Origin of the sequence: Rhizobium esperanzae (assembly GCF_014197615.1) — a bacterium.
GTDB lineage: Bacteria > Pseudomonadota > Alphaproteobacteria > Rhizobiales > Rhizobiaceae > Rhizobium > Rhizobium esperanzae_A.
Genome location: NZ_JACIFY010000011.1, coordinates 110,943 through 134,966 on the forward strand (window position 1 = coordinate 110,943; position 24,024 = coordinate 134,966).

The window sequence follows — 24,024 nt, forward strand, 5'->3', positions numbered from 1 at the left end:
TACGGTAGTTTCATACAACCGCTGTTTACCCTGCATTAACGCTGCCGTGAGAGTCCTTTGAAGGTCATCAAGTATTTCTCTGGCCGGGGAGGCTGCGTTGGATACTCCTAAACAATATCACGAATCTATAAATTTGCCGGACGTGCTGAGTATTCGCTCTGTATCCGAACTATATTCAAAGTTTTCTGACGCATTTCAGGGCCGTGATACAATCGTTGTCGACATTCCCGAAAGTGCGGAAGCGGATCTGAGTTTCGTTCAACTCATAGAGTCGTCGCGCCGCCAAGCAAAATCCGGCGGGAAGACATTCAAACTTTCTACACCTGCTCGCGGCTCGGTCCTGAAGGTACTTGAGCGCGCAGGTTTCATCGAATCCTTCGATCGAGAAGATGCCAAGTTCTGGTTGCATAAAGAGGTAGCGTTATGAGTGCAAATATCCTGACCGTTGATGATTCCGCCAGCATCCGCCTGACCACCAAGGTCACGCTGTCGAATGCCGGTTACAGCGTGACCGAGGCCGCCGACGGGGCCGAAGGCCTCGCGAAGGCGAAGAGCAGCAGCTTCGATCTGATCGTGACCGATCTCAACATGCCGGTTATGGACGGGCTGACGATGATCGAGGAACTGCGCAAGCTGCCCGGGCAGGCCGGTGTTCCGATCATCTTCCTGACGACGGAATCCGACGCCGATCTCAAGGCTCGCGCCAAGGCGGCGGGTGCAACGGGCTGGCTGACCAAGCCGTTCGACCCGGAAAATCTGGTGAAGATCGTCAAAAAGGTCCTCGGAAGATGAGTACGCTCGATCCGGTCGCCGTATTCCGCATGGAAGCAGCCGAATGCCTCGAAACGATCGAGGCTGGTCTTCTCGATCTGACCCACGATCTCGACAACAAGGACCTCGTCGATGCCGTGTTCCGCGGGCTGCACACGCTCAAGGGCTCCGGCGCGATGTTCGGCTTCGAGGCGCTCGCAGCCTTTACTCATCATTGCGAAACGGCCTTCGACCGCGTCCGCAAGGGCGAGGTCGCGGCGACCAGCGAACTGGTCGCCGCCGTTCTCGCCACCCAGGACCACATGCGCGCACTCGTCGACCAGCCGGATGCCGATCATGGCGATACAGGCCAGAAACTTCTGGCGCAGTTGCAGGCCGCCGTCGGCGGCAAGGCGCCTGCACCAGCGGTCGCCGCTGTTTCCGCACCTGCGGCCGTGCGCGAAGCCCCGGCAAAGAAAAAAAACAGCTGGCGCATCCGCTTCAGCCTGCCGGCCAATTCGATGGCCAACGGCACCAATCCGCTCGGCCTGCTGGACGAGTTGCGCGATCTTGGCGAATGCACCGTGCGCGCCAACACATCAGCCATTCCGCCTCTCGATGAGCTCACTCCGACGGAACTCCACATTTCCTGGGATGTGACGCTGACCAGCGAGCAGGACCGCTCGGCGATCGACGACGTCTTCATCTTCGTGCTCGACGATATGGAAATCAGCGTCGAGGAGATCGGCGGCGCGGCAACAGCAACCGCCGCTCCGGTCGAAGTAAAGCCGACAGCTGTTCCCATCGCCGCGGTATCGGCGGTGCCGGTTCCGCCGGCTGCCGTGCCGGCGTTTCGTCCCGTCGAGGCGGTTCCGGCCAGGCGCGAGGCGTCCGCGCCGGCCAGCCAGGCGAAGTCGGCCGAGAATGTCCGCGTTCCGGCCGAGCGTCTCGACGAACTGATGGACCGTGTCGGCGAGCTTGTCATCGCGCAATCGCGCCTCAGCCAGCTTGCCAGCGCCAGTGCCGATATCGCGCTGCGCTCCGTCTCGGAAGAAATCGAGCGCCTCTCCGGCGAATTGCGCGACACGATGATGGTGCTGCGCATGGTGCCGGTCGCAACCCTCTTCTCCCGCTTCCGCCGCCTCGTCCACGATCTCGCCCGTGAGACCGGCAAGGTGATCGAGCTGGTGATGGAGGGGGAGACCACCGAAGTCGACAAGACGGTTATCGAGCGGCTGGCCGATCCGCTGGTGCACCTGGTGCGCAACTCGATCGATCACGGTCTCGAAGTGCCGGCCGACCGCCTCGTCGCCGGCAAGGCCAAGGCCGGCACGATAACGCTTTCGGCCCGTCAGGCCGGCGGCGAGGTGATTATCTCGATCAAGGACGACGGCCGCGGCATCAATCGCGAACGTGTTCGCGCCAAGGCGGAATCTTCCGGCCTCATCCACCCCGGCCAACCTCTCTCCGATTCCGAGCTGCTGCAGCTGATCTTTGCTCCGGGCTTTTCGACGGCCGCGGCGATCACCAATCTGTCCGGCCGCGGCGTCGGTATGGACGTGGTCAAGAAGACGGTCGAAGAGCTTCGCGGCGCGATCGACATCGTCAGCGTGCCGGGACAGGGTTCGGAAGTGTCGCTGCGCATCCCGCTGACGCTTGCCATCATCGACGGGCTGCTGGTGCGTGTCGGTTCGGGCCGCTACGTCATCCCGCTCTCGGCGGTCGAGGAATGCCTCGAACTGTCGCTCGAGGAGGATCTGCGCTCGCGCGGCCGCAGCTTCATCTCGCTGCGTGACAGCCTGGTGCCGTTCCTTCGCCTGCGCGACCTCTTCCGCACCGGCACCAAGCCCGACGTGCATCAGAAGGTCGTCGTCATCTCCACAGGCACGGAGCGCGTCGGTCTCGTCGTCGACCAGATCATCGGCGACCATCAGACGGTCATCAAGTCGATGTCGAAACTGCACAACGACGTCGCGACCTTTTCGGGCGCGACCATTCTCGGCGACGGCAGCGTCGCCCTCATTCTCGACGTCGGGCACCTGGTGGCCGCGGGTCAGCAGCAGGAGGCGCAATTGCGTGTAGCAGGATGAGTGCAAAAGCAGCAACCGTCGAACGATTCGACAACCATTGGAGCCATGCCGAGGAAGTCGAGGTGCTGACCTTCGATCTCAACGGCGAGACTTTCGCGCTGGAAGCGGTCATCGTCCAGGAAATCCTGGACCTGCTTCCGGAGACCGCGGTGCCGGGAAGCCAGCCTTTCGTCGCCAGCGTCATCAACTTCCGCGGCAAGGTCATTCCGCTGGCCGACCTGCGTCTTGCCTTCGGGATGGAGGCGGCGGAGGCCACGATCGACAGCCGCTTCATCGTCATCGAGATCGATCTGCAGGGCGAGCGGACGCTCGTCGGACTCAGAACCGACAAGGTGAACGAGGTGACGACGCTGGCAAAATCCGCGAGCGAGGCGCCGCCGAGTGTCGGCATGCGCTGGCGCGCCGACTACATCAACTGCCTGGTGAAGAGGGGCGGAGAGTTCATCATTCTCCCCAATCTGCACGCAATCTTTTCATCCAGGCATAAAACGGCGGGAGCCGTCACCTGACGCTGGATGAATTCAAATGGGGGTTTGACGATGCGACTGACAATCAAGACGAAATTGGTGACCGCGTTCACCTTCATCATTCTGATGCTCGTGGGCACTGCCGCTTACGGTGTCTTCAGCCTTGGATCGCTGAACGACACCATCGACAGGCTTCTCGCCGGCCCGGCGGCTCGCCTCGATCTCGCGCAGCAGATCAATATTGCCCAGCTCGAGGCGATCCGCCAGCAGAAGAACCTGCTCACAGCGCGCAGCGCAGACGAGACGGCCCGCGCGATCGCGAAGGGCGACCAGGCGCGCAAGGAATTCGCCAGTGCGTTCAGCCAGGTGCTGGCGCTGGCAACAGAAGAAGGCAAGGCGCGCTGGGCGCGCATCGCCGAACTTTCCAAGACCTTCGATGCGGCCGACGATCAGATCCGCGACTTTGTGAAAGCGGGTAATGCCGAAGGCGCAAACACCATCTCCGTCACGACGGCGCGGGCCGCTGCCAATGACATCGACTCGACGCTCAGCGAAATCCTGGCCCTTGAAAAGCAGCGCATGAAGGCTGCCGACGATGGCGCCCAGAACCAGTACGAGACGACGCGCACGACGATGGTTGCGGTCGCCGCCGTCGCCCTGCTGATCGCTGCTCTCACCGCTTTCTGGATCGCCAACACGATCAGCAAGGGCCTTGGCCGCGCCAACACCGTGGTTCGCGAAGTCTCCGAAGGTGATCTCACGAAGATGGCTGAGATCACCAGCCACGACGAAATCGGTGAGCTTCTGGGCAACGTCAATACCATGATCGAACGCCTGCGCGGTGTCGTTGCCGACGCCTTGTCGGCCGCCGACAATGTCTCATCCGGCAGCCAGCAGCTTTCGGCAAGTTCGGAACAGGTGTCGCAGGGCGCGACCGAACAGGCAGCGTCGGCCGAAGAGGCCTCCGCTTCGATGGAGCAGATGGCCGCCAACATCAAGCAGAATGCCGACAATGCCGCCCAGACTGAGAAGATCGCCCGGCAGTCGGCCAAGGATGCCGAGATCAGCGGTGAGGCGGTGACGCGCGCTGTCGATGCCATGCGCACGATTGCCCAGAAGATCGGCATCGTCCAGGAAATCGCCCGCCAGACGGACCTCTTGGCGCTGAATGCGGCCGTCGAAGCGGCGCGTGCCGGCGAACACGGCAAGGGTTTTGCGGTGGTCGCTTCGGAAGTGCGCAAGCTTGCCGAACGCAGCCAGTCGGCTGCTGCCGAAATCAGCGCCATGTCGAGCGATACGGTCAAGGCCGCCGCTGATGCCGGCGACATGCTCGGCCGGCTGGTGCCCGATATCCGCAAGACGGCCGAACTGGTCTCCGAAATCAGTGCCGCCTGCCGCGAGCAGGATATCGGCGCCTCGCAGATCAACGAAGCGATCCAGCAGCTCGACAAGGTGACGCAGCAGAATGCCGGTGCCTCCGAGCAGATGTCGGCAACCTCCGAGGAACTCGCTGCCCAGGCCGAAGAGCTGCAGGCCTCGATCGCCTTCTTCAAGGTCGATACGGCAGGCAGCACGCGGCCCGTCGCTCACATGGTGCAGCCAAAAACTGCGGCCAAGGGGCTCAAGGCATCGGCCGCTGTCCGCAAACCGGTGCCGCAGGGCCGCGGCCAGACGGTCTCGGCTCAGCAGCAGCGTCTCAAGGGTTTTGCTCTCGACATGTCGATGGGCGGTCCGGATGCCGGCGACGACGATTTTCGCGAGAGTGCATAGTGCTCCGCGGCTGAGGCGCTCGACCGCTTTTGCTCTCATTTGATCCCTCGGGCCGCTCCGGTGGCCCGAGGCGGAATATGCCCAACGGATGTAGGCGTTGGCGCTGTGACCGACAGATGTCCGTTCAGGGGACGGGACGTCTTTCTGCGATCCCGTTTGCAACCGTCGCGGGCCGGCCAGCCTGGCCCGCGACACAGACTTCCGGCTCGGGGGAGCCGGCACTGAAGTATATTTACTTCCTTCCGCGGCATGTTTTCGCCTACCGGAATTTCTTTGCCGCATGATGCTGCGCCGCCTGGACCATATTTAATGCTTCGCTCTCAGAGAGGAATATTGAGATGCGTATTACGATCAAACTTAAACTCGCAGCCGCCTTCGGCGTTGTTATTCTGTTGCTGGTGGGCAGCGCGGTCTATGGAATCATCAGCCTCAGCTCGCTGAACGACGCCGTCGGCGACCTTGTTGCCGGGCCTGCAAAAAGGCTGGAACTGGCGCTGGAAGCGCAAACTGCCGAGCTCGATGCGGTCCGCTGGCAGAAGAACGCGCTTCTGGAAACGGATTCTGAAATCGTCAAGAAGGACTATCAGAATTCGGCGAAAAGCGTCGATGAAATGCTCAGCTTCGCGACAAGCGGCCTGCAGCTCGCAACGCCTGAAGGCAAGCCTCTGTGGGACAGGCTGATCGAACTGGCCAAGCGCTTCGATGAAGGTTCCAACAGAGTAGCCTCCACTCAGCAGGGCGGCGACAGAACAGGGGCTGTAGCGCTTTCCTCAGGGGAGGTTCGCGCCCTTGTCGGGGAAATGGAAGAGGTGTTCGGGACACTCGTTACGCTTCAGCAGAAGTCGATGGCGCAGGCCGATAGCGATACCGATGCTCTTTATAGCTCAACGAAGAACATGTTGATTGGTATCGCAATCGGGGCTGCGCTTATCGCTTTCGGCGCTGCGCTTTGGATTGCGCTCGGCGTCAACAGCGGCCTTCGCAAGATCATGAACGTTGCCAGCGCCGTCGCCATCGGTGATCTGAACCAGAAGGTCGAGATCAGGACCAACGACGAGATCAAGGATCTGGTCAACATGATCAACACCATGACGGAGAACCTTCGCATCACCGCCAACATTGCGGCGCAGATCGCCGAGGGCGATCTGACGGTGGCCCCGAAGCCGCTGTCGGAGAAGGATACGCTCGGCATTGCGCTCGAGCAGATGGTCGAGCGCCTGCGTGGCGTCGTCGCCGATGCGGCGGCTGCCGCAGAAAATGTTTCGGCCGGCAGCCAGGAACTGTCCTCGAGCTCCGAGCAGGTGTCGCAGGGCGCCAGCGAACAGGCGGCTTCCGCCGAAGAGGCTTCCGCTTCGATGGAGCAGATGGCCGCCAACATCAAGCAGAATGCCGACAATGCCGCCCAGACGGAAAAGATCGCCCGCCAGTCGGCCAAGGATGCCGAGATGAGCGGCGAAGCGGTGTCGCGCGCCGTGCAGGCGATGCGGACCATTGCCGAAAAGATCGGCATCGTCCAAGAAATCGCCCGCCAGACGGACCTGCTGGCGCTGAATGCCGCCGTCGAAGCGGCGCGTGCGGGCGAACACGGCAAGGGTTTTGCGGTCGTCGCTTCGGAAGTCCGCAAGCTTGCCGAACGCAGCCAGTCGGCCGCCGCCGAAATCAGCTCGATGTCGGGCGATACGGTCAAGGCCGCCCAGGACGCCGGCGATATGCTCGGCCGGCTGGTGCCCGACATCCGCAAGACAGCCGAGCTGGTCTCCGAAATCAGCGCTGCCTGCCGCGAACAGGATATCGGCGCCTCGCAGATCAACGAAGCGATCCAGCAGCTCGACCGGGTGACGCAGCAGAATGCCGGCGCTTCCGAGCAGATGTCGGCAACGTCCGAGGAACTCGCCGCCCAGGCCGAAGAACTGCAGACTTCGATAGCCTTCTTCAAGATCGATACCGCTGGTGACCACCCGTCCCGCGCGCCGGCTGCAAAGGTGACTGTCCGCAGCTCGGCTCCCATCGCGGGCCGCAAGCTCGGTGTCAGGAAACCGGCCGCCAACAGCGTTGCCGGCCAGCAAGCGCGGGCAAAGGGTTTTGCTCTCGATCTCTCCATGGGCGGTCCCGATGATGGGGACGCCGAATTCAAGGAAAGCGCCTGATCATGGCTCCAACACCTCTGGAAGCGCAATTCGTGACCTTCAGCCTCGGCGAAGAAATTTTCGCCGTGCCGGTCGAGGTCGTGCGGGAAATCCTCGACTATGCGGAAGCTTTCAAGATTCCGAACGGTCCAGACTATCTGCTCGGCCTGCGCGATGTGCGTGGGCAGGGCGTGCCGACGATCGATCTTCGGTTGAAGCTCGGCATGACGAAGACCGTGCCGACGCCGCATACGCGGGTGCTCGTCCTCGACGTGCCGCTGGAAAGCCGGCTGCTCACCCTCGGCCTCGTCGCCGACCGCGTCTTCGAGGTCACGCCGTTCCGGCGTGACCAAATCGAGACGGCACCCGACATCGGCGTGCGCTGGCGCTCTGACTATATTGCCGGCGTCGTTCGCCGTGAAAACGGCTTCGTCGTCATCATCGATCTCGCGCGGCTCTTGTCGCGCGAGGACACCTCGGCACTGCAATCGGCCGCTTGACCGCGCGTCAAACCGGAGTACGGCGTTCTATGAGTATGGCAGCGGTGGAAACCCAATTGCCGGGCGACCGGATCAGCAAGCGCAATTTCGAAAAACTTGCCCGGTTCATCTATGATTATAGCGGTATCAAGATGCCGCCGACCAAGCTGACGATGCTCGAAGGGCGGCTGAGACGCCGCCTTCGCGCAACCAACCATTCGACCTTCGACGATTATTGCGACTTCCTGTTCAATCATGACGGCCTAGCCCAGGAAACGATCTACCTGATAGACGTGGTGACGACGAATAAAACCGACTTCTTCCGCGAAGCCAAACATTTCGACTACCTGCAGAGCGCGGCGCTGCCGGCGATCGCCAGCAGCGGCGTTCGCACCATCCGCACCTGGAGTTCGGCCTGCTCGACGGGGGCAGAACCCTATACGATGGCGATGGTGCTGGCGGAATTCACCGAAGGCCGCAACGACGTTTCCTACAGCGTGCTGGCGACCGATCTTTCCACCGACGTACTGCAGACGGCGCGCCGGGGCATCTATCCGGAAGACCTCATCGCGCCGGTGCCGCGTGATCTGCAGCGCAAATATGTGCTGACGGCCAAGCAGCCGGATCGGCGGGAGGTGCGCATCACGCCGAAACTGCGTAGCAAGATCGGCTTTGCGCGCATGAACCTGATGGACGAGAAATATTCGATCGGGGAGCCGATGCACGTCATCTTCTGCCGCAACGTGCTAATCTACTTCGACAAGCAGACCCAGGCAGGCGTGCTCAACCGCCTCTGCGATTGCCTGGCGAAGGGAGGCTATATGTTCATCGGTCATTCCGAATCGATCACCGGCTTCGATCTGCCGTTGAAGCAGGTCTCCAATACGGTCTTTCAGCGTATCTAGTGCATGTCGATTTTTCCGGGCAATCCTGGGAAAACCGCTTCCCACTTTTCCTGGAGTTCTGAGGAGCGGTTCAGCTTTTGATGGAAGCGCAGAACCGCTCTCGCTTTTTGTTTTTACGCAATTCCGGATGGAAAACCGCTTCGCACTTTTCCTGGAATTGCTCTAGGAGCATTCATGGCCAAAAAAATCCGCGTTCTCATCATCGACGATTCCGCCAGCATCCGTCAGACGCTGACGCATGTGCTGGAGCAGGATCCCGATATCGAGATCATGGCGGTGGCTTCCGATCCCTTCGCGGCAGCACGCAAGCTGCTGGAGGAAACCCCCGATGTCATCACGCTCGACGTGGAAATGCCGCGCATGGACGGCATCACTTTCCTACGCAAGCTGATGGCACAGCGGCCGATACCCGTGGTGATGTGCTCGTCGCTGACGGAAGCAGGTTCGCAAACGCTGATCCAGGCACTGGAGGCGGGCGCCGTCGACGTCATTCTGAAATCGAAGATCGGGGCCGCCGACAGTCTTTCCGATGATGCGATGCGCATTCGCGAAATCGTCAAGAGTGCTTCACATGCGCGGCTTCCTACCGTCCGCCGCGCCGCCGGAACCATCCGCTCAGCCTCGGCCGACGGGCCGACCAAGAAGCTGACAGCGGATGTCATGCTGCCGCCGCCGACGGGACGGGCTATGGCGAAGACGACCGAGATGGTTGTCTGCGTCGGCGCCTCCACCGGCGGCACGGAGGCACTGCGCGAATTTCTGGAGGAATTGCCGGCCAATGCGCCCGGCATGGTGATCGTCCAGCATATGCCGGAAAGATTCACCGACGCCTTCGCCAAGCGGCTGAACGGGCTCTGCGAGGTCGAGGTGAAAGAAGCCGTCGACGGCGACCCGGTGCTGCGCGGGCACGTACTGATTGCACCCGGCGACAAGCACACGCTACTCGAACGCCAGGGCGCACGCTACTATGTCAGCGTGAAGACCGGGCCGCTGGTGTCGCGTCACCGGCCTTCGGTCGACGTGCTCTTCCGTTCGGCAGCGCGATCCGCCGGCTCGAATGCCATGGGGATCATCATGACCGGCATGGGCGACGACGGCGCGCTGGGCATGCTGGAGATGCATCAGGCCGGCGCCTATACGGTGGCGCAGGACGAGGCGAGCTCAATCGTGTTCGGCATGCCGAAAGAGGCGATCGCCAAGGGCGGCGTCGACCGCATCCTGCCGCTCGACCAGATGGCCCGTGAAGTGATGATGACGCAGCAGAAGTTCTGAGACGGTTTATCCTGATCCGACCGGAATAAATGCCGGTTTCCGGTGCCGCAGGGCAGCCATGCATGCGTCCCCTTGAAATTTCCTCGATTTTGTGGTCTTGAGGCCGCCAATCTTTGCAGCGCTGTCTGTCATGCATGTTCAGGGACACTTCCCGCCCCTGGCAGCGCGCACCTCGTATCAGTCCCAAGGAAAATGCGCCGATGGCCCGTTCAGCTCTTCTCAATGTCATGGTTCAGGCTGCGCTCAAGGCAGGAAAATCGCTGGGACGTGATTTCGGCGAAGTGCAGAACCTGCAGGTTTCGGTGAAGGGGCCTGGCGATTTCGTTTCCAGCGCCGACCGCAAGGCCGAGAAGATCGTCAGGGAAGAGTTGCTGAAGGCCCGTCCGACCTATGGATTCCTCGGTGAGGAAAGCGAAGAGATCAAGGGAACGGACGGAGCACATCGCTGGATCGTCGACCCGCTCGACGGCACGACGAACTTCCTGCACGGCATCCCGGCCTTCGCCGTCTCGATCGCGCTCGAACGCAATGGCGAGATCGTCGCCGCCGTCGTCTTCAATCCGGCGACCGACGAACTCTATACCGCCGAGCGCGGCGGCGGCGCCTTCCTCAACGACCGGCGCCTGCGCGTCGCCGCGCGCCGCGTGCTGTCGGATTGCGTCATCGGCTGCGGCGTGCCGGCGCTCGGCAAGCGCAATCACGGCAAGTTCCTGGTCGAGCTTCGCCACGTCATGGGCGAAGTGGCGGGCATCCGCCGCCTGGGCTCGCCGACGCTCGATCTTGCTTATGTCGCGGCCGGGCGCTTCGACGGTTTCTGGGAGGCGGAGCTTGCGCCCTGGGACATGGCGGCCGGCATCCTGCTCATCCGCGAAGCCGGCGGTTTCGCCACCGACTGGGACGGCGGCACAGCCATTCTGGAGAGCGGCGCGATCGTCGCAGGCAACGAAGCCATCCACAAGGCCCTAGTCGAAGTTATCAAACGACCGATCCCGGCCAAGTGAGCGGGTGAAAACCGGCTGTTGTAAAGTCACGGTTTTCGCCCCGGCATACTTCAATTCGGCACAATGTTGATCTAGTCTCCGCCAGCAGTGAGTTCGGAGGCAGCTGAACCTATGGAAAATGTGAATGTGGCGGAGATCGGCTCCACCGAAAAGACGCCGGGCGGTTATGCCTACAAGCTCTCGAGCCCCATGCCCTTCCTCTGGACGATGTTGCTTTTCCTGGTCATCGTCGGCTTTATCGCCGCCATTCTCTTCCGGCAAACGCAGACTGCCTTCATGCACAATCCGGGCCTCAACGGCCTGATCGTCGGCGTTCTCGCAGTCGGAATCATTCTTGTTTTCAACCATGTACTGGCGCTTCGCCCCGAAGTGCGCTGGTTCAACTCGTTCCGCGCTGCCGGCAGCGCCGACAAGGTCAACCGTAATCCGCGGCTGCTTGCGCCGATGCGGGCGCTGATCGGCAGCCGCAAGACCTCGCTGGCGCTGTCGACGACGGCGCTGCGCTCGATCCTCGATTCGATCGCCACCCGTCTCGACGAATCGCGTGACGTTTCGCGCTACCTGATCGGCCTGCTGGTCTTCCTCGGCCTGCTCGGCACTTTCTGGGGCCTCATCGGCACGATCGGTTCGATCAGCATCGTGATCCAATCGCTCGATGCCGGCTCGAACGGCACGGGGGACGTGCTCTCGGCGCTGAAGGAAGGGCTTTCCACGCCGCTTTCGGGCATGGGCCAGGCCTTCTCCTCCTCGCTGCTCGGCCTTTCCGGTTCACTCATTCTCGGCTTCCTCGACCTGCAGGCCGGGCGCGCGCAGAACCGTTTCTACATGGAGCTGGAAAACTGGCTCTCCTCGGTCACAGATGTCGGCTCCGACCTTGCGCCTGCCCTCGACGCCGTTACCGGCGCTTCCTCCGACGACATGCGTGCGCTCTCCGATTATCTGCGCAAGGTTTCGGAAGAGGGCGGCAGCGGCACCCAGCGCTCCGTCGCCGCGATGGCGAGCCTTGCCGAAGGCATTCAGGGTCTGGTCAAAAACATGCGCAACGAGCAGCAGATGCTGCGCGACTGGATCGAGGCGCAGCAGGATGAGGCGAAGGCAATGCGCCGGACGCTCGACAGGCTTGCCGAACGTATCGGCGTGCAGGAGCGCACAGGCGAGCGGGGCGAGCGTTTGCGCGACCGCGCCAGCCAGGCAGAAACGAGCGAGGGCAAGTAGGCCATGGCTCTTGCCCGCAACCGGCGCCGCGAACGCACGGTGGATTACTGGCCGGGCTTCGTCGATGCGCTGTCGACGCTGCTCATCTCGATCATGTTCCTGCTGACGGTCTTCGTCGTCGGGCAGTTCATCCTCAGCCGCGAGATCACCGGGCGGGATGAGGTGCTCAATCGCCTCAACAGCCAGATCAACGAACTGACGCAGCTTCTCGCGCTTGAAAAGGGCAGCAACCAGGACCTCCAGGATTCGGTTGCCAACCTGCAAGCCTCGCTTGCTGGTGCCGAAAACGAGCGTTCGCGGCTGCAAGCCTTGCTGAGCGCCGGCTCCGGCGGCCAGGATGCGGCGCAGAAGCGGATCGGCGCGATGACGCAGGAGCTTGACGAGCAGAAGCAGGTGAGCGAGCGGGCGCTCAGCCAGGTCGAGCTGCTGAATCAGCAGATCGCCGCACTTCGCAGCCAGATCGCCGCTGTCGAAGCTGCCCTTCAGGCGTCGGAGGAGAAAGACCGGGTCTCGCAGACGAAGATCGCCGATCTCGGAAGTCGCCTGAACGTCGCGCTCGCCGCGCGCGTGCAGGAGCTGAACCGCTATCGCTCCGACTTCTTCGGCCGCCTGCGCGAGATCCTGTCCGACCGCGAGAATATCCGCATCGTCGGCGACCGTTTCGTCTTCCAGTCGGAAGTGCTGTTTCCCTCGGGCGGCGCCGATCTCAATCCGGAGGGACAGACGGAGATGGCAAAGCTTGCCGCCGCCCTTCTCGATCTCGCCAAGGAAATTCCGCCGGAGATCAACTGGGTGCTGCGCGTCGACGGCCATACCGACAATGTGCCGCTCGCCGGAACCGGCCGTTATCGCGACAATTGGGAACTCTCCTCGGCGCGCGCGATTTCGGTCGTCAAGTTCCTGATCGGTCAGGGCGTACCGGCCGACCGGCTCGTTGCCGCCGGCTTCGGCGAATTCCAGCCGATCGCGCCGGGCGATACGCCGGATGCGCGCTCCACCAACCGCCGCATCGAACTGAAGCTGACCGAGAAATGATCAGCCTGACATCGCCTGCCGCGCCTTCTCCAGCCGACCGATGAGGAAGTCACGCACGGCGGGACTGTCGCTGAGGCCGATTGCCGCGATGTAGGCGTCGACCGCCGCGCTATCGTCACCGGCCTCAGCCAGAAGAAAGGCGCGCACCGCCCAGTAGGGTTGGTAGCTTGCGATCGCGCGGGCATCGAGCTGGTCGAGCCGTTCCAGGCCGGCGGCGGCGCTTGAGGCTCTGCCGATCACCGCAGCCTGGCTGACCCGCGCACCCAGCGTCGGCCTCATCATCACCAGCGCCGCATAGAGTGTCGTCAACGCCTGCCAATCGGTCTTTCCCGACAGCCGGCGGGCGGCATGCACCGACTGTATCGCCGCCTGGCACTGGAACGGGCCGAAACGCTCGAAACCTCCGGCCTTGCGCAGCAATTCATCCGCCTCGGTCATCATGATCGCATTCCATGCAGCCGTATCCTGCTCGTCCAGCGGCACATATCGGCCATCGCTGTCACGCCGGGCGCTGCGGCGGGCTTCGCAGTGAAGCATCAGCGACAGAAGACCGATCGCTTCCGGTTCATCGGGCAGTACCGCGAGAAGCGCGCGGCCGAGCCAGATTGCCTCGCCGGCAAGCGAATGGTGCTCTTCCTCGCCGTCGAGACCGTCCCATCCGAGGCCGTAGGCGGCGTAGATCGCCGAAAGTACGGCGGCGAGCCGCCCTGATAGAGCGGGGCGAGGCGGAACGGCGAAGGGAATGCCGGCATCGCGGATTTTCACCTTGGCCCGCACCAGCCGCTGGCTCATCGCTTCCGGCGAGACGACGAATGCCCGGGCAATGGTTCTCGCCTCGATGCCGAGGATTGTCTGCAGCATCAGTGCGGTATGGACGGAGCTGTCGATGGCCGGATGGGTGCAGGCAAACAGCAGCTTCAGCCGCTCATCGGGAAAGACGGCTTTGCCGGCCTCGTTCATGCGTTCCTCCGCTTCTTCGAAGGCCAGCGATATCGTCGTTTGCGCCTTGGCCGCGACGGTGCGATGGCGGGCGGCCTGCATGAGATTGCGGCGCGCAGCCACCAGCAGCCAGGCTTCCGGATTATCCGGAACGCCGCGCTCCGGCCAGACGCGAAGCGCCGAAGCCAGCGCTTCCGACAATGCGTCTTCCGCCGCCGGCACGTCGCGCGAGCGGGCGGCGAGGAAGGCGATCAGCTTGCCGTAGGATTGACGCGCCACCTGTTCGGCGGCGCGTCCGGCATCGGGCGGCATCGCAACCTCACATCTGCAGGCGTGGGCGCACTTCGACCGAGCCCTTGTCGGAGATCGGCACGCGGGTCGCCCATTCGAGTGCTGTGTCGATGTCTGGAACTTCGATCAGATAAAAGCCGCCGAGCTGCTCCTTGACCTCCGGATAGGGGCCGTCCTGAACATCGTGATCCCCGCCCTTGCGGCGTATGACCGTGCCGGTCTCGGGCGCTGTCAGGCCGGCGCCGGCGATCACGATTCCCGCCTGGGCGATCGCCTTGATGTAGGCCATCCAGCCGTCTCGATAGGCGGGATCGTCACGACGGGCGAAATCCTCGGGGGCTTCGCGAATGATGAGAGCATATTGCATGAAAAACTCCTGATCTCGTTGTTGGCGTTGATCCAGGCATCTCGATATAGGGAACCGATATCCCATAGTGACGCCCGGCGGAGCGGTTCGGCCGTTCCGAGACAATGAGGCGCGGCCAGCGATTATTTCGACATGGCCTTCAAAAATATCCGAAAAAAGTGAAATGGCGCAAAGATCACAAGCCGCCGGGCTCAAGGGCCGGCGGCGCTGAGGAGCGCGGGCAGGGCGGCGTTTTACGCCGCCGCTGCTTCTGCTCAGGCTTCGGCCTTCGTCTGGTCGACGACGTCGGCGCTGGGCGTGTTTTTCTTGATGGATTCGATAGCACTCATGGCGGACGCCTTCGCCTTGTAGCCTTCGGAAAGGAACATGGTTTCCCCGTTCGATGCCTTGAAGCGGAAGCGGAACTCGCCGGCCTTATCCTTATAAACTTCGAATTTATACATGGAGGTCTCCCGAAACGCTGAATTGCAACCATCAGCGTTGGGGAGGCTAGATCAAAATGGCGAGCTTTTCCACCACCTTAATTAGAATTGGCTGTTCAGCGTCCAATTGTCACCGCTTAGATGGGGTGCCAGCGAAGGCCAGCGTCGCCGGCGTCACTCCATCTGGATGTTCGCACCCTTGACCACCGGCTCCCATTTGGCGAGTTCGGCCTTCACATGGGCGGCGAGCTCGTCCGGCGTCGAGCCGACGATGGTGGCGCTGAACTCCTTCATGCGTTCGGCAACGGCCGGGTCGGCGAGCGCCTTTTTGGCCGAGGCGTTGAGGCGCGTCACCACCTCGTCCGGCGTCTTGGCCGGAGCGAAAAGCGCGTTCCAGGTATAGGTTTCGTAGCCTGGAATGCCCGACTCTGCGACAGTCGGCACGTCTGGGAAGGAGGGTGCACGTTCGGCCGTCGTCACCGCCAGCGCGCGCAGGGTGCCGGCCTTGATGTGGCTGGATGAGGATGGAAGGTTGTCGAACATGATCGGCACCTGGTTGCCGATGACGTCGTTCAATGCCGGGCCGGCGCCCTTATAGGGAATGTGCTGCATGCTGACGCCGGCCATCGACTTGAAGAGTTCGCCGGACAGATGTAGCGGCGTGCCGTTACCCGACGAGGCATAGCTGTATTTTTCGGGTTCGGCTTTCAGCAGCGCGATCAGTTCCTGAACGGTCTTTGCTGACAGCTCCGGATTGACGACCAGCACGTTCGGCACGACGACGAGCAGCGAGACCGGCGCGAAATCCTTCTCGGGATCATAGGGGGTCGATTTGAGGATCAGCGGGTTGAGGGCGTGGGTTGCGACTGTGCCCATCAGAATGGTGTAGCCGTCAGGGTCGGCGCGGGCGACGTTGCCGGCGCCGAGATTGCCGCCGGCGCCGGCAACGTTCTGGACGATCACCTGCTGGCCGAGATCTTCCGACATCTTCTGCGCGACGATGCGGGCGACGACATCGGTGGAACCGCCCGCCGCAAAGGGCACGACCATGGTGATCGCGCGATCGGGGAAATCCGCAGCCGTGGCAGACATGCCGAGACCGAGCGTTGCAGTCAGGCCAAGAGCGAGCGCAAGGCCCGTGCGTCGCGTCATATCGGAAAGCGCCATTCCTATCTCCTCCCTAGAATTTCAACGGCAATATCCCCACCCCGGGGAATGAAGAGGGTAGGGCGGGAGGTTCGAAAGACAACCGCAGGGAGGGCAATCGGGCTCAGACTTTAGTCGCGGTCTGCAGGAGAAGAGCCGCCGGCTATTTCGCGGCGGCGAGCACGTCTTCATTTGCTGCATCGAATTGCAGCTTCGCCAGCCGTGCATAGATGCCGCCGTGGCGGATCAGGCTCTGATGCGTACCCTCCTCGACGACGCGGCCCTGATCCATAACGAGGATGCGGTCGGCTTTCAACACGGTTGCCAGGCGATGGGCGATGACAAGCGTCGTGCGGCCGTCCACCAGCCCGTCGAGCGCCTTCTGCACCAGCGTCTCGCTTTCGGCGTCGAGTGCGGAGGTCGCTTCGTCAAGCAGCAGCACGGGCGCATTCTTCAGGATGGCGCGGGCAATGGCGATGCGCTGGCGCTGGCCGCCGGAAAGCGTCACGCCGCGTTCGCCGACCTCGGTCTCGTAGCCCCTGTCCAGGCGGGTGACGAATTCGTCGGCCTGGGCGGCGATTGCTGCGGCACGGACCTCGTCGCGCGAGGCGCCGGGACGGCCGAAGGCGATGTTGTCATGGATCGAGGCGGCGAAGATGGTGACGTCCTGCGGCACAATGGCGATGCGCCGGCGCAACTCGTCGGGTGTCGTCAGCTGCGCGTCGACATCGTCGATCTTCACGCTCCCCTGCTGCGGATCGTAGAAGCGTAGGAGCAGCGAGAAGACGGTGCTCTTGCCGGCACCGGACGGGCCGACGATCGCGACCGTCTCGCCGGGGGCGATGGCGAAACTTAAGCCATGCAGGGCCGATTTGCCGGGGCGCGAGGGGTAGGCGAAATGCACATCGGAAAATTCGACGCGGCCACGGCCGGGCGAAGGCAGAGGCTGCGGGTTGGCGGGGGCTGATATCGGCGAGACCTCGTCGAGGAGTTCTGTCAGCCGATCGGCGGCGCCGGCTGCCTGCGAGAGTTCGCCCCAGACCTCCGACAGTGCGCCCAGCGAACCGGCCGATATGACGGCATAGAGCAGGAACTGGCCGAGCGTGCCGGCCGAAAGCGTGCCGGCAAGCACGCTGTGGGCGCCGACCCAGAGCACGGCGACGACGCTGCCGAAGATCAGGGTGATGGCAATCCCCGTCAGCAGCGCGCGGGAGCGGATGGCGGCGCGGGCCGCGTCATAGGCGGATTCGACGGCGGCGCCGTAGCGTTCCGCTGCCGCGTCCTCGCCATTGAAAGCCTGGACGGTGCGGGTGGCGGCGACCGTCTCGTTGGCGAAGGCGGATGCATCGGCAAGCGTGTCCTGAGCGGCGCGCGAACGCTTGCGCACCGAGCGGCCGAAGGCGACGAGCGGGAAGACGATCAGCGGGATCGCACCGATGACGAGGCTCGAAAGCTTCGGCGAGGTGACGATCATCATGCCCATGGCGCCGAGACAGAGAATGAGATTCCTGAGCGCCACCGAGGCGGTGGCGCCGACGGCGGATTTGATCTGCGTCGTATCGGCGGTCAGGCGCGAGACGATCTCGCCGGACTGGTTGACGTCGAAGAAGGAGGGCGACAGCCTCGTCACATGGGCAAAGACGTCACGGCGGAGATCGGCGACGATGCGCTCGCCGATGGTGATGACGAAATAATAACGCATGGCGCTTGCGATTGCGAGCACGATGGCCATGACCATGAGCATGGCGAAATAGCTGTTGATGAAGCGGCCGTCGGACTGGGTGAAGCCGTGATCGATCATCCGACGCACGGCAAGCGGCAGCGTCAGTGAGGTGATGGCGGCAAGCGCCAGCGATATCAGCGCCCCGGCCACCATGCCGCGATAGCGCATGATGTAAGGCGTCAGCCTGCCGAGCGGCCGCAACGACCGCCTTTTGTTTTCCTCAGCCCGTGCCTGCTCTGCCAAATCGTCTCCGATCACCCGCAGGACCCGCGCAATGCGGCCTGTTGGCTCTTGTTATCTAGGCGTCCTTCATGTATAGGCACGCCATCCTAATGGGAAGCCGTAGCCATCACGACTGCGGCTTCATTTATTCAATCGGTTCGGTGGCCGCAACTGGATGCGGCAAATTGAACTCCGGTATCGCAGGAAGATTGTTATGAAGGCAGGCATCCATCCCGACTATCACATGATCAAGGTGGTCATGACCGATGGCACCGAATACGAAACCCGCTCGACCTGGGGTTCGGAGGGTGCTGTCATGAACCTCGAAATCGATTCCAAGTCGCATCCGGCCTGGACCGGCGGCAACCAGCAGCTCATGGACCGCGGTGGCCGCGTCTCCAAGTTCAACAAGCGTTTCGGCGGCCTCGGCCTCTAATCGCTTTTGCTTGACGGAATTCGAAGAGAGCCCGGTTTTACCGGGCTTTTTTGCGTGGTGCGCCCAGCATGGACACAGGACGCAAATGGTTCGGGAATAGCGGCGTGCAGCGACAAACAAAAAACCGGCCGCGTAAGACGCAGCCGGTTTATATCGAATGCCGGGGAGGCTGATCAGTTGTTGCCGAAGGCGGTCTGCAGCAGAGAGAGCTGGGCCTGGACGCTGTTCTGATTGTCGTGAACGATCACGGCTTCGGACGGGCGGTAGATTTCGCGGTCGAGCAAAGCAATGCGGTTCTGCAGACGCAGAGAGCGCTCGACGAGATCGCGGAAGGATTCCGGCAGGTCGCCCCAGCCGGGCGCGGCACGGTCGACGTTGAAGCCGTCGAGGCGGACCTTGTTCTTTTCGGCCAGTACCTGGTCGCGGGACATTTCGCCATTGTTGACAGCGCGCTGCAGCAACAGCCAGGAGGCCATCTGCATCAGGCGGGTGGTGAGACGCATCGATTCCGCAGCGTAGAGAACCGAGGCCATCCGCGGCAGAACCTTGGAAGCGGCGCGACCCTGGCCATCCAGATAGGCGGCAGTTTCTTCGACCAGCGACATGCCTTCCGCATAAAGTGCCTTGAACTGCGAGGATGCAGCGGCGCGGCCCGCAAAACTGATCGTGTTCAATCCAACTTCCGACATCGCAATAGTCCCTGTTGCACGCAGCTACTTATAATTCAGGTAACGCCGACCCAGACGGAAAAGTTTCCTGTGCCGGTCTTTATGACTTTAAGATGGTATCATTAGCCCAAATGCGCAAGCCGTTTCTTAAGAAAGGGTTAATCTCCACAGTTTCGTGGAAAGGCGCCGGCCATGGGAAAAAGAAGAGCCGCAAAGCGGCTCTCAAGGTAAAACAGGGAGAAAAATCAGACCAATTCACCGCTTGGAAAACTGTCTGAAATCCAGAGAAAATCTGGATGAGTACAGTAATATCTTGTAAAGCTTAATATTCTATTAACATTGTGCCGGATTAAGACTTGATGCGGGCTCATTTTGTGAGCCTATAGCCTTGTTTTCAGGTGTTTTTAGCAGATCAGGAGCGGAAGAAGTTTTCCGCCGCCTGCCGCCCGGAGGCTTTGCGAGCGGCCTCGGCTTCGAGTCTTGCGATTTCCGTCTTCAGCAATTCCACTCGCGCCTTCAGCTCGTCCACTGAAAGCATGGAGAGATCGGCGCCGATCTCGTGGGCGAGTTTTTTCTGCGGCCGATCGTCGTCGATGAAGCTCATGGTTCGTCCTCCGTTTGCTGCTCTGTCGTTCTTTACGCAATTCGCGGCAAAAGCGCTTCGCGCTTTGCCTGGAATTGCTCTAGCCGAACTTTACAGCAGGATCGCCGCTTTCGGGAGACTTCCCGGTTTCAGCAGCCTTGCCGGTTTCAGGAGGTTTGGGGCCGCGATCGGCAAGCGACATGCTTTGCGGCGTCAACATCGGCGAGGTGCCGGTCGGGATCGTCGTGTAGGCGTCGCGATCGCTGGCCGGGACGGCGGCGCGGATGCGGCTCCTGATGATGGCGTAAACGGTGATCAGCACGTGGGCGACGGCGGTGACGAGGAAGAGTGCATGCGGGGTGATCACCGACATGACGGGGCCGCCGATGGTCGGGCCGATCACCGTGCCGATGCCGTAGAGCAGCAGCAGGCCGCCGGAGACCTTGACGAAATCCTCCGCCGCGGCGAAGTCGTTCGCATGGGCGACGGCGATCGGATAGAGCGTGTTCGCCACGGCGCCATAGAGAACGACGAGCCCGATCAGCAAGGCTGGAGACGTCGGGTGCAGCAAAAAGATCAGCAAGCCGGCAACGGCTGCGATCGCCGACATGGCGGCGAGCACGTAGCGCCGGTCGATGCGATCGGAAAGCCGGCCGGCCGGCAGCTGCATCAACGCGCCGGCGAAGATGGTGGCGCTCATCATGACGGCGATGCTGGTGTCGGAGAGGCCGGCGCCGGCGCCGAAGACGGCGCCGAGCGTGCCATAGGCACCGTTGGCGATACCGACGAGCAGGATGCCGAGGCAGGAGACGGGCGAATTGCGGTAAAGCGCCGGCAGGTCGAGGCGCACGGCCTTCAGCGGCTGCGGCGACGCGGCTGTCGAAAGCGTCGTCGGCAGCATGGCGATACAATAGAAAATGCCGCAGATCATGAACAGCACCGGCGTGCGCACATCCTCGAGCGGGATCATCATCTGGCCGCCGACGACGCCGAGCAGCGTGATGCCGATATAGAGCGAGAAGATCGCGCCGCGGCTCTCATTGCTGGCGCGCTCGTTCAGCCAGCTTTCGATGATCATCGAGGTGCCGGCGGTGGAGAAGCCGGTGACCGCGCGCAGGACCACCCACCAGACCGGATGAATGATGATGCCGCTGACCAGCGCGATGATGGCGATAATCGAGATGAAGCCGGAGAAGGCTCTGACATGGCCGACCCGGCGCACCAGTTTCGGCGCCACCAGGCAGCCGATGACGAAGCCCCCCGCCCAGGAGGTGCCGAGCAGACCGAGCGTCGTCGTGGCATAACCTTCGAGATTGCCGCGCACGGGGAGCAGGATGCCCTGCAGACCGTTGCCCATGAAAAGAAAGAGCGTGCCAAAGAGCAAAGCGGCGACGGACAGCAGGTTTCTCTTCATTTCCCCAGACTCGGTCTCAGTGATTTTGACATGGACATAAGGCGCAAGCTGCGTCAGCCCAGCCTCAAGATGATTGATTGTGCCCCGGAATGCCTTTACGGCGTGTGGATATCCTGTGTTGGCGCGGAAAAATGTCCGTCCTGTGACATTCCAAAAAAACGGAAAAATAAAGCATGACAAAGCTGATAGCCTTGTTGCTCATCCTTGCGATGGCGATACAGGTGATCAAGCCGCTCGGGCTTCCAGGCCTCAGGCGGCGGATGGATTTCTGGAAGATCGCGCTGATCGCTTTCGCCATCTGGGCATTGGCCCTGCTTTCGCGCGATTTCCTGATGTAAGCCCCGGATTCAAGCCTCTACGCGGCCGTCAGTCCCGCAGGGTAATTTCGCCGCGCATGATGGAAACACAGCTTCCCGAGATCGCGACATCGGTGACGATGCCGCCGGATTTTGCGACGTCGAGGGTGATGACGCTGCGGCGGCCCATTTCGACGCCCTGTTCGATGGCAATGCGGGCGCTCATATCGGCCTCCGGCGCCAGCGTGACGAGATAGGCGCCGAGAGCTGCCGAAGCGCTGCCGGTTGCCGGATCTTCGGGCACGTTGTCCAGCGGCGCGAACATGCGGGCGCGGATAGCCCACGGATTTTCGGGTGTCCTGGTATAGACGAAGAGCGAGAAGTCGTGGCCGTTGGTCGTCTGCCGGCCGGCGGCGGCCTGGAAGCCGGCAAGGTTCGGGCGGGCGGCAGAGAGCGCCTCGAGCCCGCTCAATTCGGCGACGGCGAAGTTCAGGCCAACCGAGGCGAAGACCGGGGCGTGGGTGGTTTTGACGATGGCGCCGGGTTCGAGCCCGATGCAGCGGGCGATGATTTCCTCGGCAATGGTATCGCCGACCGTCAGCGGCTGCGGCGCGCGGATGGCTGTTGCCGCGACCTTTCCGCCGCTGCGTCTCAGCTCGACCTCGACGATGCCGGCTTCTTCCTCGAAGCGCAGCTTGTCGCCGACCGGCTTGCCGAAGATCTCCGCCTGCTGGCCGAGCACATAGGCAGTGCCGACATTCGGATGGCCGGCAAAGGGGATCTCCATCGTCGGAGTGAAGATGCGCACGCGGGCGGAATTCTCGGGGTCTTCAGGCGGCAGGACGAAGGTGACTTCGGAATAGTTGAACTCGGTGGCGATCCTCTGCATCGCCGCATCGGTAAGGCCCCGCGCATCGGAGATGACGGCAAGCGGATTGCCCTCGAAACGGGTGGACGTGAAGACATCGACGGTGACGTAGGAAATGGTGTCCATAGCGGCTCCTCTTGCAGCGGGCCGTTATGAATAATCACGATTTTTCGCGGGACGAAGCGGTTTCTTGTCGCCGAGACAATGCTGAGGGCTGTCTATCGCGTTGCGCTGATTTTTACGCAGATTCGTCGGATGGGGAGTGCGAGGCCTCTCCGAACTCCCTCATTCCTGTGCTCGTCACAGGAACCCAGCCACGGCGCGTCTGCGCCGTGAATGAATCAATATCTCAAGGGAAAGAGTCTTCCGCGCCCAAAGACTTGGGAGCACTGGATTCCTGTGACAAGCACAGGAATGAGGGAGGCGAGGGGATTAGGCAAGAGCAGCAACGTTGACGTGCTGCCCTTGCCCGAATCCCAGATGCAAAAACTCAGGCGGCCTTTTCCAGGTCCTTCTTCCAGCTGCCCTTGGCGGCGAGGCTGTTCATCTCGGCGCGGTGGGTGAATTCACGCTGGCCGGCGGCGACGTTTTCCGGCTTGCCGTTCCAGGCCTTGAGCGCGCTGTCCTGCAGGGCGCGGCCGTAGGAGAAGGTGACGAACCAGGGCAGGTCGGCGGTGGCATTGATGGCGGAAAGGTGCGCGCTCGCCTCTTCGGTCGACTGGCCGCCGGAGAGGAAGGCGATGCCGGGAACCGCTGACGGAACCGTGCGCTTCAGCACCTGCACGGTGCGTTCGGCGACTTCGGCGACCGAAGCCTTGCGGGCGTTCTTGCCGTCGATGACCATGTTCGGCTTCAGGATCATGCCTTCGAGGCTGACGCGGGCGTCGGCCAGTTCCTCAAAAACGATGCGCAGCGTGGATTCGGTCACTTCGGCGCAGCGGTCGATATTGTGGTCGCCCGGCTTGCCGTCCATCAGGCATTCCGGCTCGACGATCGGAACGATCTTGGCTTCCTGGCAAAGAGCCGCATAGCGGGCGAGCGCCTGAGCGTTGGCGCGGACCGAGCCGCGGGTCGGCAGCGTCGAGGAGATGGCGATGACGCCGCGCCACTTGGCGAAACGGGCGCCGGCTTCATAATAGCGGGCAAGGCGTTCGCCGAGGCCATCGAGGCCTTCGGTGATGGTTTCGCCGGGATATTTGGCCATCGGCTTGGCGCCGGTGTCGACCTTGATGCCGGGAATGGAACCGGCGGCGCGGATGATGTCGACGAAGGGCGTGCCGTCGGCAGCCTTCTGGAACAGCGTCTCTTCATAGAGGATGACGCCGGAGATATATTTCTTCATCGCCTCGTCGGAGCGGAAGAGCATTTCGCGGTAGTCGCGGCGGCTCGTTTCCGTCGATTCGAGGTTGATCGTGTCGAAACGCTTCTTGATGGTGGAGGTCGATTCATCTGCCGCAAGCAGTCCCCGGCCGCCCGCAACCATCTGCACTGCAATGTCTTCCAGTCGTTCGCTCATTTCGTTCTCTCCACAGCATGAAA

The 24,024-nt window shown here is 62.3% G+C and carries 24 protein-coding genes; 14 read left to right on the forward strand and 10 right to left on the reverse strand.

Annotation, left to right across the window (positions count from 1 at the left end; translation table 11 throughout):
- The first annotated feature begins 97 nt into the window (after positions 1-97).
- The 12 genes from GGD57_RS16285 to GGD57_RS16340 all read left to right on the forward strand — a co-directional run bounded on the left by GGD57_RS16285 (position 98) and on the right by GGD57_RS16340 (position 13,110).
- Positions 98-427: an STAS domain-containing protein gene (locus GGD57_RS16285; RefSeq protein ID WP_184471358.1), complete on the forward strand. Its 330-nt coding sequence runs from the start codon at positions 98-100 to the stop codon at positions 425-427.
- Positions 424-792, forward strand: coding sequence for a response regulator (locus tag GGD57_RS16290; RefSeq protein WP_010067413.1), 369 nt, complete (start codon positions 424-426; stop codon positions 790-792). Before GGD57_RS16285 ends, GGD57_RS16290 begins: the two co-directional genes overlap by 4 nt.
- A complete protein-coding gene (locus GGD57_RS16295) occupies positions 789-2,840 on the forward strand; it encodes a chemotaxis protein CheA (RefSeq protein WP_184471361.1) in 2,052 nt (683 codons plus the stop codon). The genes GGD57_RS16290 and GGD57_RS16295 overlap by 4 nt, the downstream gene beginning before the upstream one ends.
- Positions 2,837-3,349, forward strand: coding sequence for a chemotaxis protein CheW (locus GGD57_RS16300; RefSeq protein ID WP_184471363.1), 513 nt, complete (start codon positions 2,837-2,839; stop codon positions 3,347-3,349). Before GGD57_RS16295 ends, GGD57_RS16300 begins: the two co-directional genes overlap by 4 nt.
- A gap of 30 nt (positions 3,350-3,379) precedes the next feature.
- Positions 3,380-5,077 (forward strand): methyl-accepting chemotaxis protein, encoded by a 1,698-nt coding sequence (locus GGD57_RS16305; protein ID WP_184471364.1) that lies wholly within the window; start codon positions 3,380-3,382, stop codon positions 5,075-5,077.
- Positions 5,078-5,415: 338 nt separating this feature from the next.
- Positions 5,416-7,224: a methyl-accepting chemotaxis protein gene (locus GGD57_RS16310; protein WP_184471366.1), complete on the forward strand. Its 1,809-nt coding sequence runs from the start codon at positions 5,416-5,418 to the stop codon at positions 7,222-7,224.
- 2 nt (positions 7,225-7,226) lie between these two features.
- Complete coding sequence (locus GGD57_RS16315; RefSeq protein ID WP_184471369.1) at positions 7,227-7,703, forward strand: chemotaxis protein CheW; 477 nt, start codon at positions 7,227-7,229, stop codon at positions 7,701-7,703.
- A gap of 29 nt (positions 7,704-7,732) precedes the next feature.
- Positions 7,733-8,587 carry a CheR family methyltransferase gene (locus tag GGD57_RS16320; RefSeq protein ID WP_085738315.1) on the forward strand — a complete coding sequence of 285 codons (855 nt, stop codon included), beginning with the start codon at positions 7,733-7,735 and terminating at the stop codon, positions 8,585-8,587.
- Positions 8,588-8,761: 174 nt separating this feature from the next.
- Positions 8,762-9,859 (forward strand): protein-glutamate methylesterase/protein-glutamine glutaminase, encoded by a 1,098-nt coding sequence (locus GGD57_RS16325; RefSeq protein ID WP_184471371.1) that lies wholly within the window; start codon positions 8,762-8,764, stop codon positions 9,857-9,859.
- 200 nt (positions 9,860-10,059) lie between these two features.
- Entirely contained in the window at positions 10,060-10,860 is an 801-nt protein-coding gene (locus tag GGD57_RS16330; RefSeq protein ID WP_085738313.1) for an inositol monophosphatase family protein, read from the forward strand.
- A gap of 111 nt (positions 10,861-10,971) precedes the next feature.
- Complete coding sequence (locus GGD57_RS16335) at positions 10,972-12,075, forward strand: MotA/TolQ/ExbB proton channel family protein (protein ID WP_184471373.1); 1,104 nt, start codon at positions 10,972-10,974, stop codon at positions 12,073-12,075.
- A 3-nt stretch (positions 12,076-12,078) separates the two neighbouring features.
- Positions 12,079-13,110: a peptidoglycan -binding protein gene (locus tag GGD57_RS16340; RefSeq protein WP_184471375.1), complete on the forward strand. Its 1,032-nt coding sequence runs from the start codon at positions 12,079-12,081 to the stop codon at positions 13,108-13,110.
- On the opposite strand, the gene GGD57_RS16345 is transcribed toward GGD57_RS16340, so the two are convergent.
- The 5 genes from GGD57_RS16345 to GGD57_RS16365 form a co-directional block, all read right to left on the reverse strand.
- Positions 13,111-14,361 (reverse strand): RNA polymerase sigma factor, encoded by a 1,251-nt coding sequence (locus GGD57_RS16345; protein ID WP_184471377.1) that lies wholly within the window; start codon positions 14,359-14,361, stop codon positions 13,111-13,113.
- A gap of 7 nt (positions 14,362-14,368) precedes the next feature.
- Positions 14,369-14,707, reverse strand: a complete 339-nt coding sequence (locus tag GGD57_RS16350) for a YciI family protein (RefSeq protein WP_184471379.1) — start codon at positions 14,705-14,707, stop codon at positions 14,369-14,371.
- A gap of 254 nt (positions 14,708-14,961) precedes the next feature.
- Positions 14,962-15,150, reverse strand: a complete 189-nt coding sequence (locus tag GGD57_RS16355; protein WP_003566419.1) for a YegP family protein — start codon at positions 15,148-15,150, stop codon at positions 14,962-14,964.
- Positions 15,151-15,303: 153 nt separating this feature from the next.
- Entirely contained in the window at positions 15,304-16,296 is a 993-nt protein-coding gene (locus GGD57_RS16360) for a Bug family tripartite tricarboxylate transporter substrate binding protein (RefSeq protein WP_184471381.1), read from the reverse strand.
- Positions 16,297-16,438: 142 nt separating this feature from the next.
- A complete protein-coding gene (locus tag GGD57_RS16365) occupies positions 16,439-18,241 on the reverse strand; it encodes an ABC transporter transmembrane domain-containing protein (RefSeq protein ID WP_184471383.1) in 1,803 nt (600 codons plus the stop codon).
- A 193-nt stretch (positions 18,242-18,434) separates the two neighbouring features.
- On the opposite strand from GGD57_RS16365, the gene rpmE reads away from it, so the two are divergent.
- Positions 18,435-18,656 carry a 50S ribosomal protein L31 gene (gene rpmE, locus GGD57_RS16370; protein WP_003566413.1) on the forward strand — a complete coding sequence of 74 codons (222 nt, stop codon included), beginning with the start codon at positions 18,435-18,437 and terminating at the stop codon, positions 18,654-18,656.
- A gap of 173 nt (positions 18,657-18,829) precedes the next feature.
- Here the strand turns inward: rpmE and GGD57_RS16375 are convergent, their stop codons facing one another.
- From GGD57_RS16375 to GGD57_RS16385, 3 genes are all read right to left on the reverse strand, one after another.
- A complete protein-coding gene (locus tag GGD57_RS16375; protein ID WP_003542804.1) occupies positions 18,830-19,345 on the reverse strand; it encodes a DUF1465 family protein in 516 nt (171 codons plus the stop codon).
- 391 nt (positions 19,346-19,736) lie between these two features.
- A complete protein-coding gene (locus GGD57_RS16380) occupies positions 19,737-19,928 on the reverse strand; it encodes a DUF1192 domain-containing protein (protein ID WP_097614973.1) in 192 nt (63 codons plus the stop codon).
- A 79-nt stretch (positions 19,929-20,007) separates the two neighbouring features.
- Entirely contained in the window at positions 20,008-21,321 is a 1,314-nt protein-coding gene (locus tag GGD57_RS16385; protein ID WP_184471385.1) for an MFS transporter, read from the reverse strand.
- 173 nt (positions 21,322-21,494) lie between these two features.
- Here GGD57_RS16385 and GGD57_RS16390 point away from each other — a divergent pair, with 173 nt between their 5' ends.
- The gene (locus GGD57_RS16390; RefSeq protein ID WP_089152717.1) at positions 21,495-21,659 is read left to right on the forward strand and encodes a hypothetical protein; all 165 of its coding nucleotides are present in this window, start codon (positions 21,495-21,497) and stop codon (positions 21,657-21,659) included.
- A gap of 28 nt (positions 21,660-21,687) precedes the next feature.
- Here the strand turns inward: GGD57_RS16390 and GGD57_RS16395 are convergent, their stop codons facing one another.
- Both GGD57_RS16395 and GGD57_RS16400 read right to left on the reverse strand, forming a co-directional pair.
- On the reverse strand, positions 21,688-22,611 hold the full coding sequence (locus GGD57_RS16395) for a PhzF family phenazine biosynthesis protein (protein WP_184471387.1): 924 nt from the start codon (positions 22,609-22,611) through the stop codon (positions 21,688-21,690).
- Positions 22,612-22,975: 364 nt separating this feature from the next.
- Positions 22,976-24,001: a class I fructose-bisphosphate aldolase gene (locus GGD57_RS16400; RefSeq protein WP_085738303.1), complete on the reverse strand. Its 1,026-nt coding sequence runs from the start codon at positions 23,999-24,001 to the stop codon at positions 22,976-22,978.
- Between the last annotated feature and the right edge of the window lie 23 nt (positions 24,002-24,024).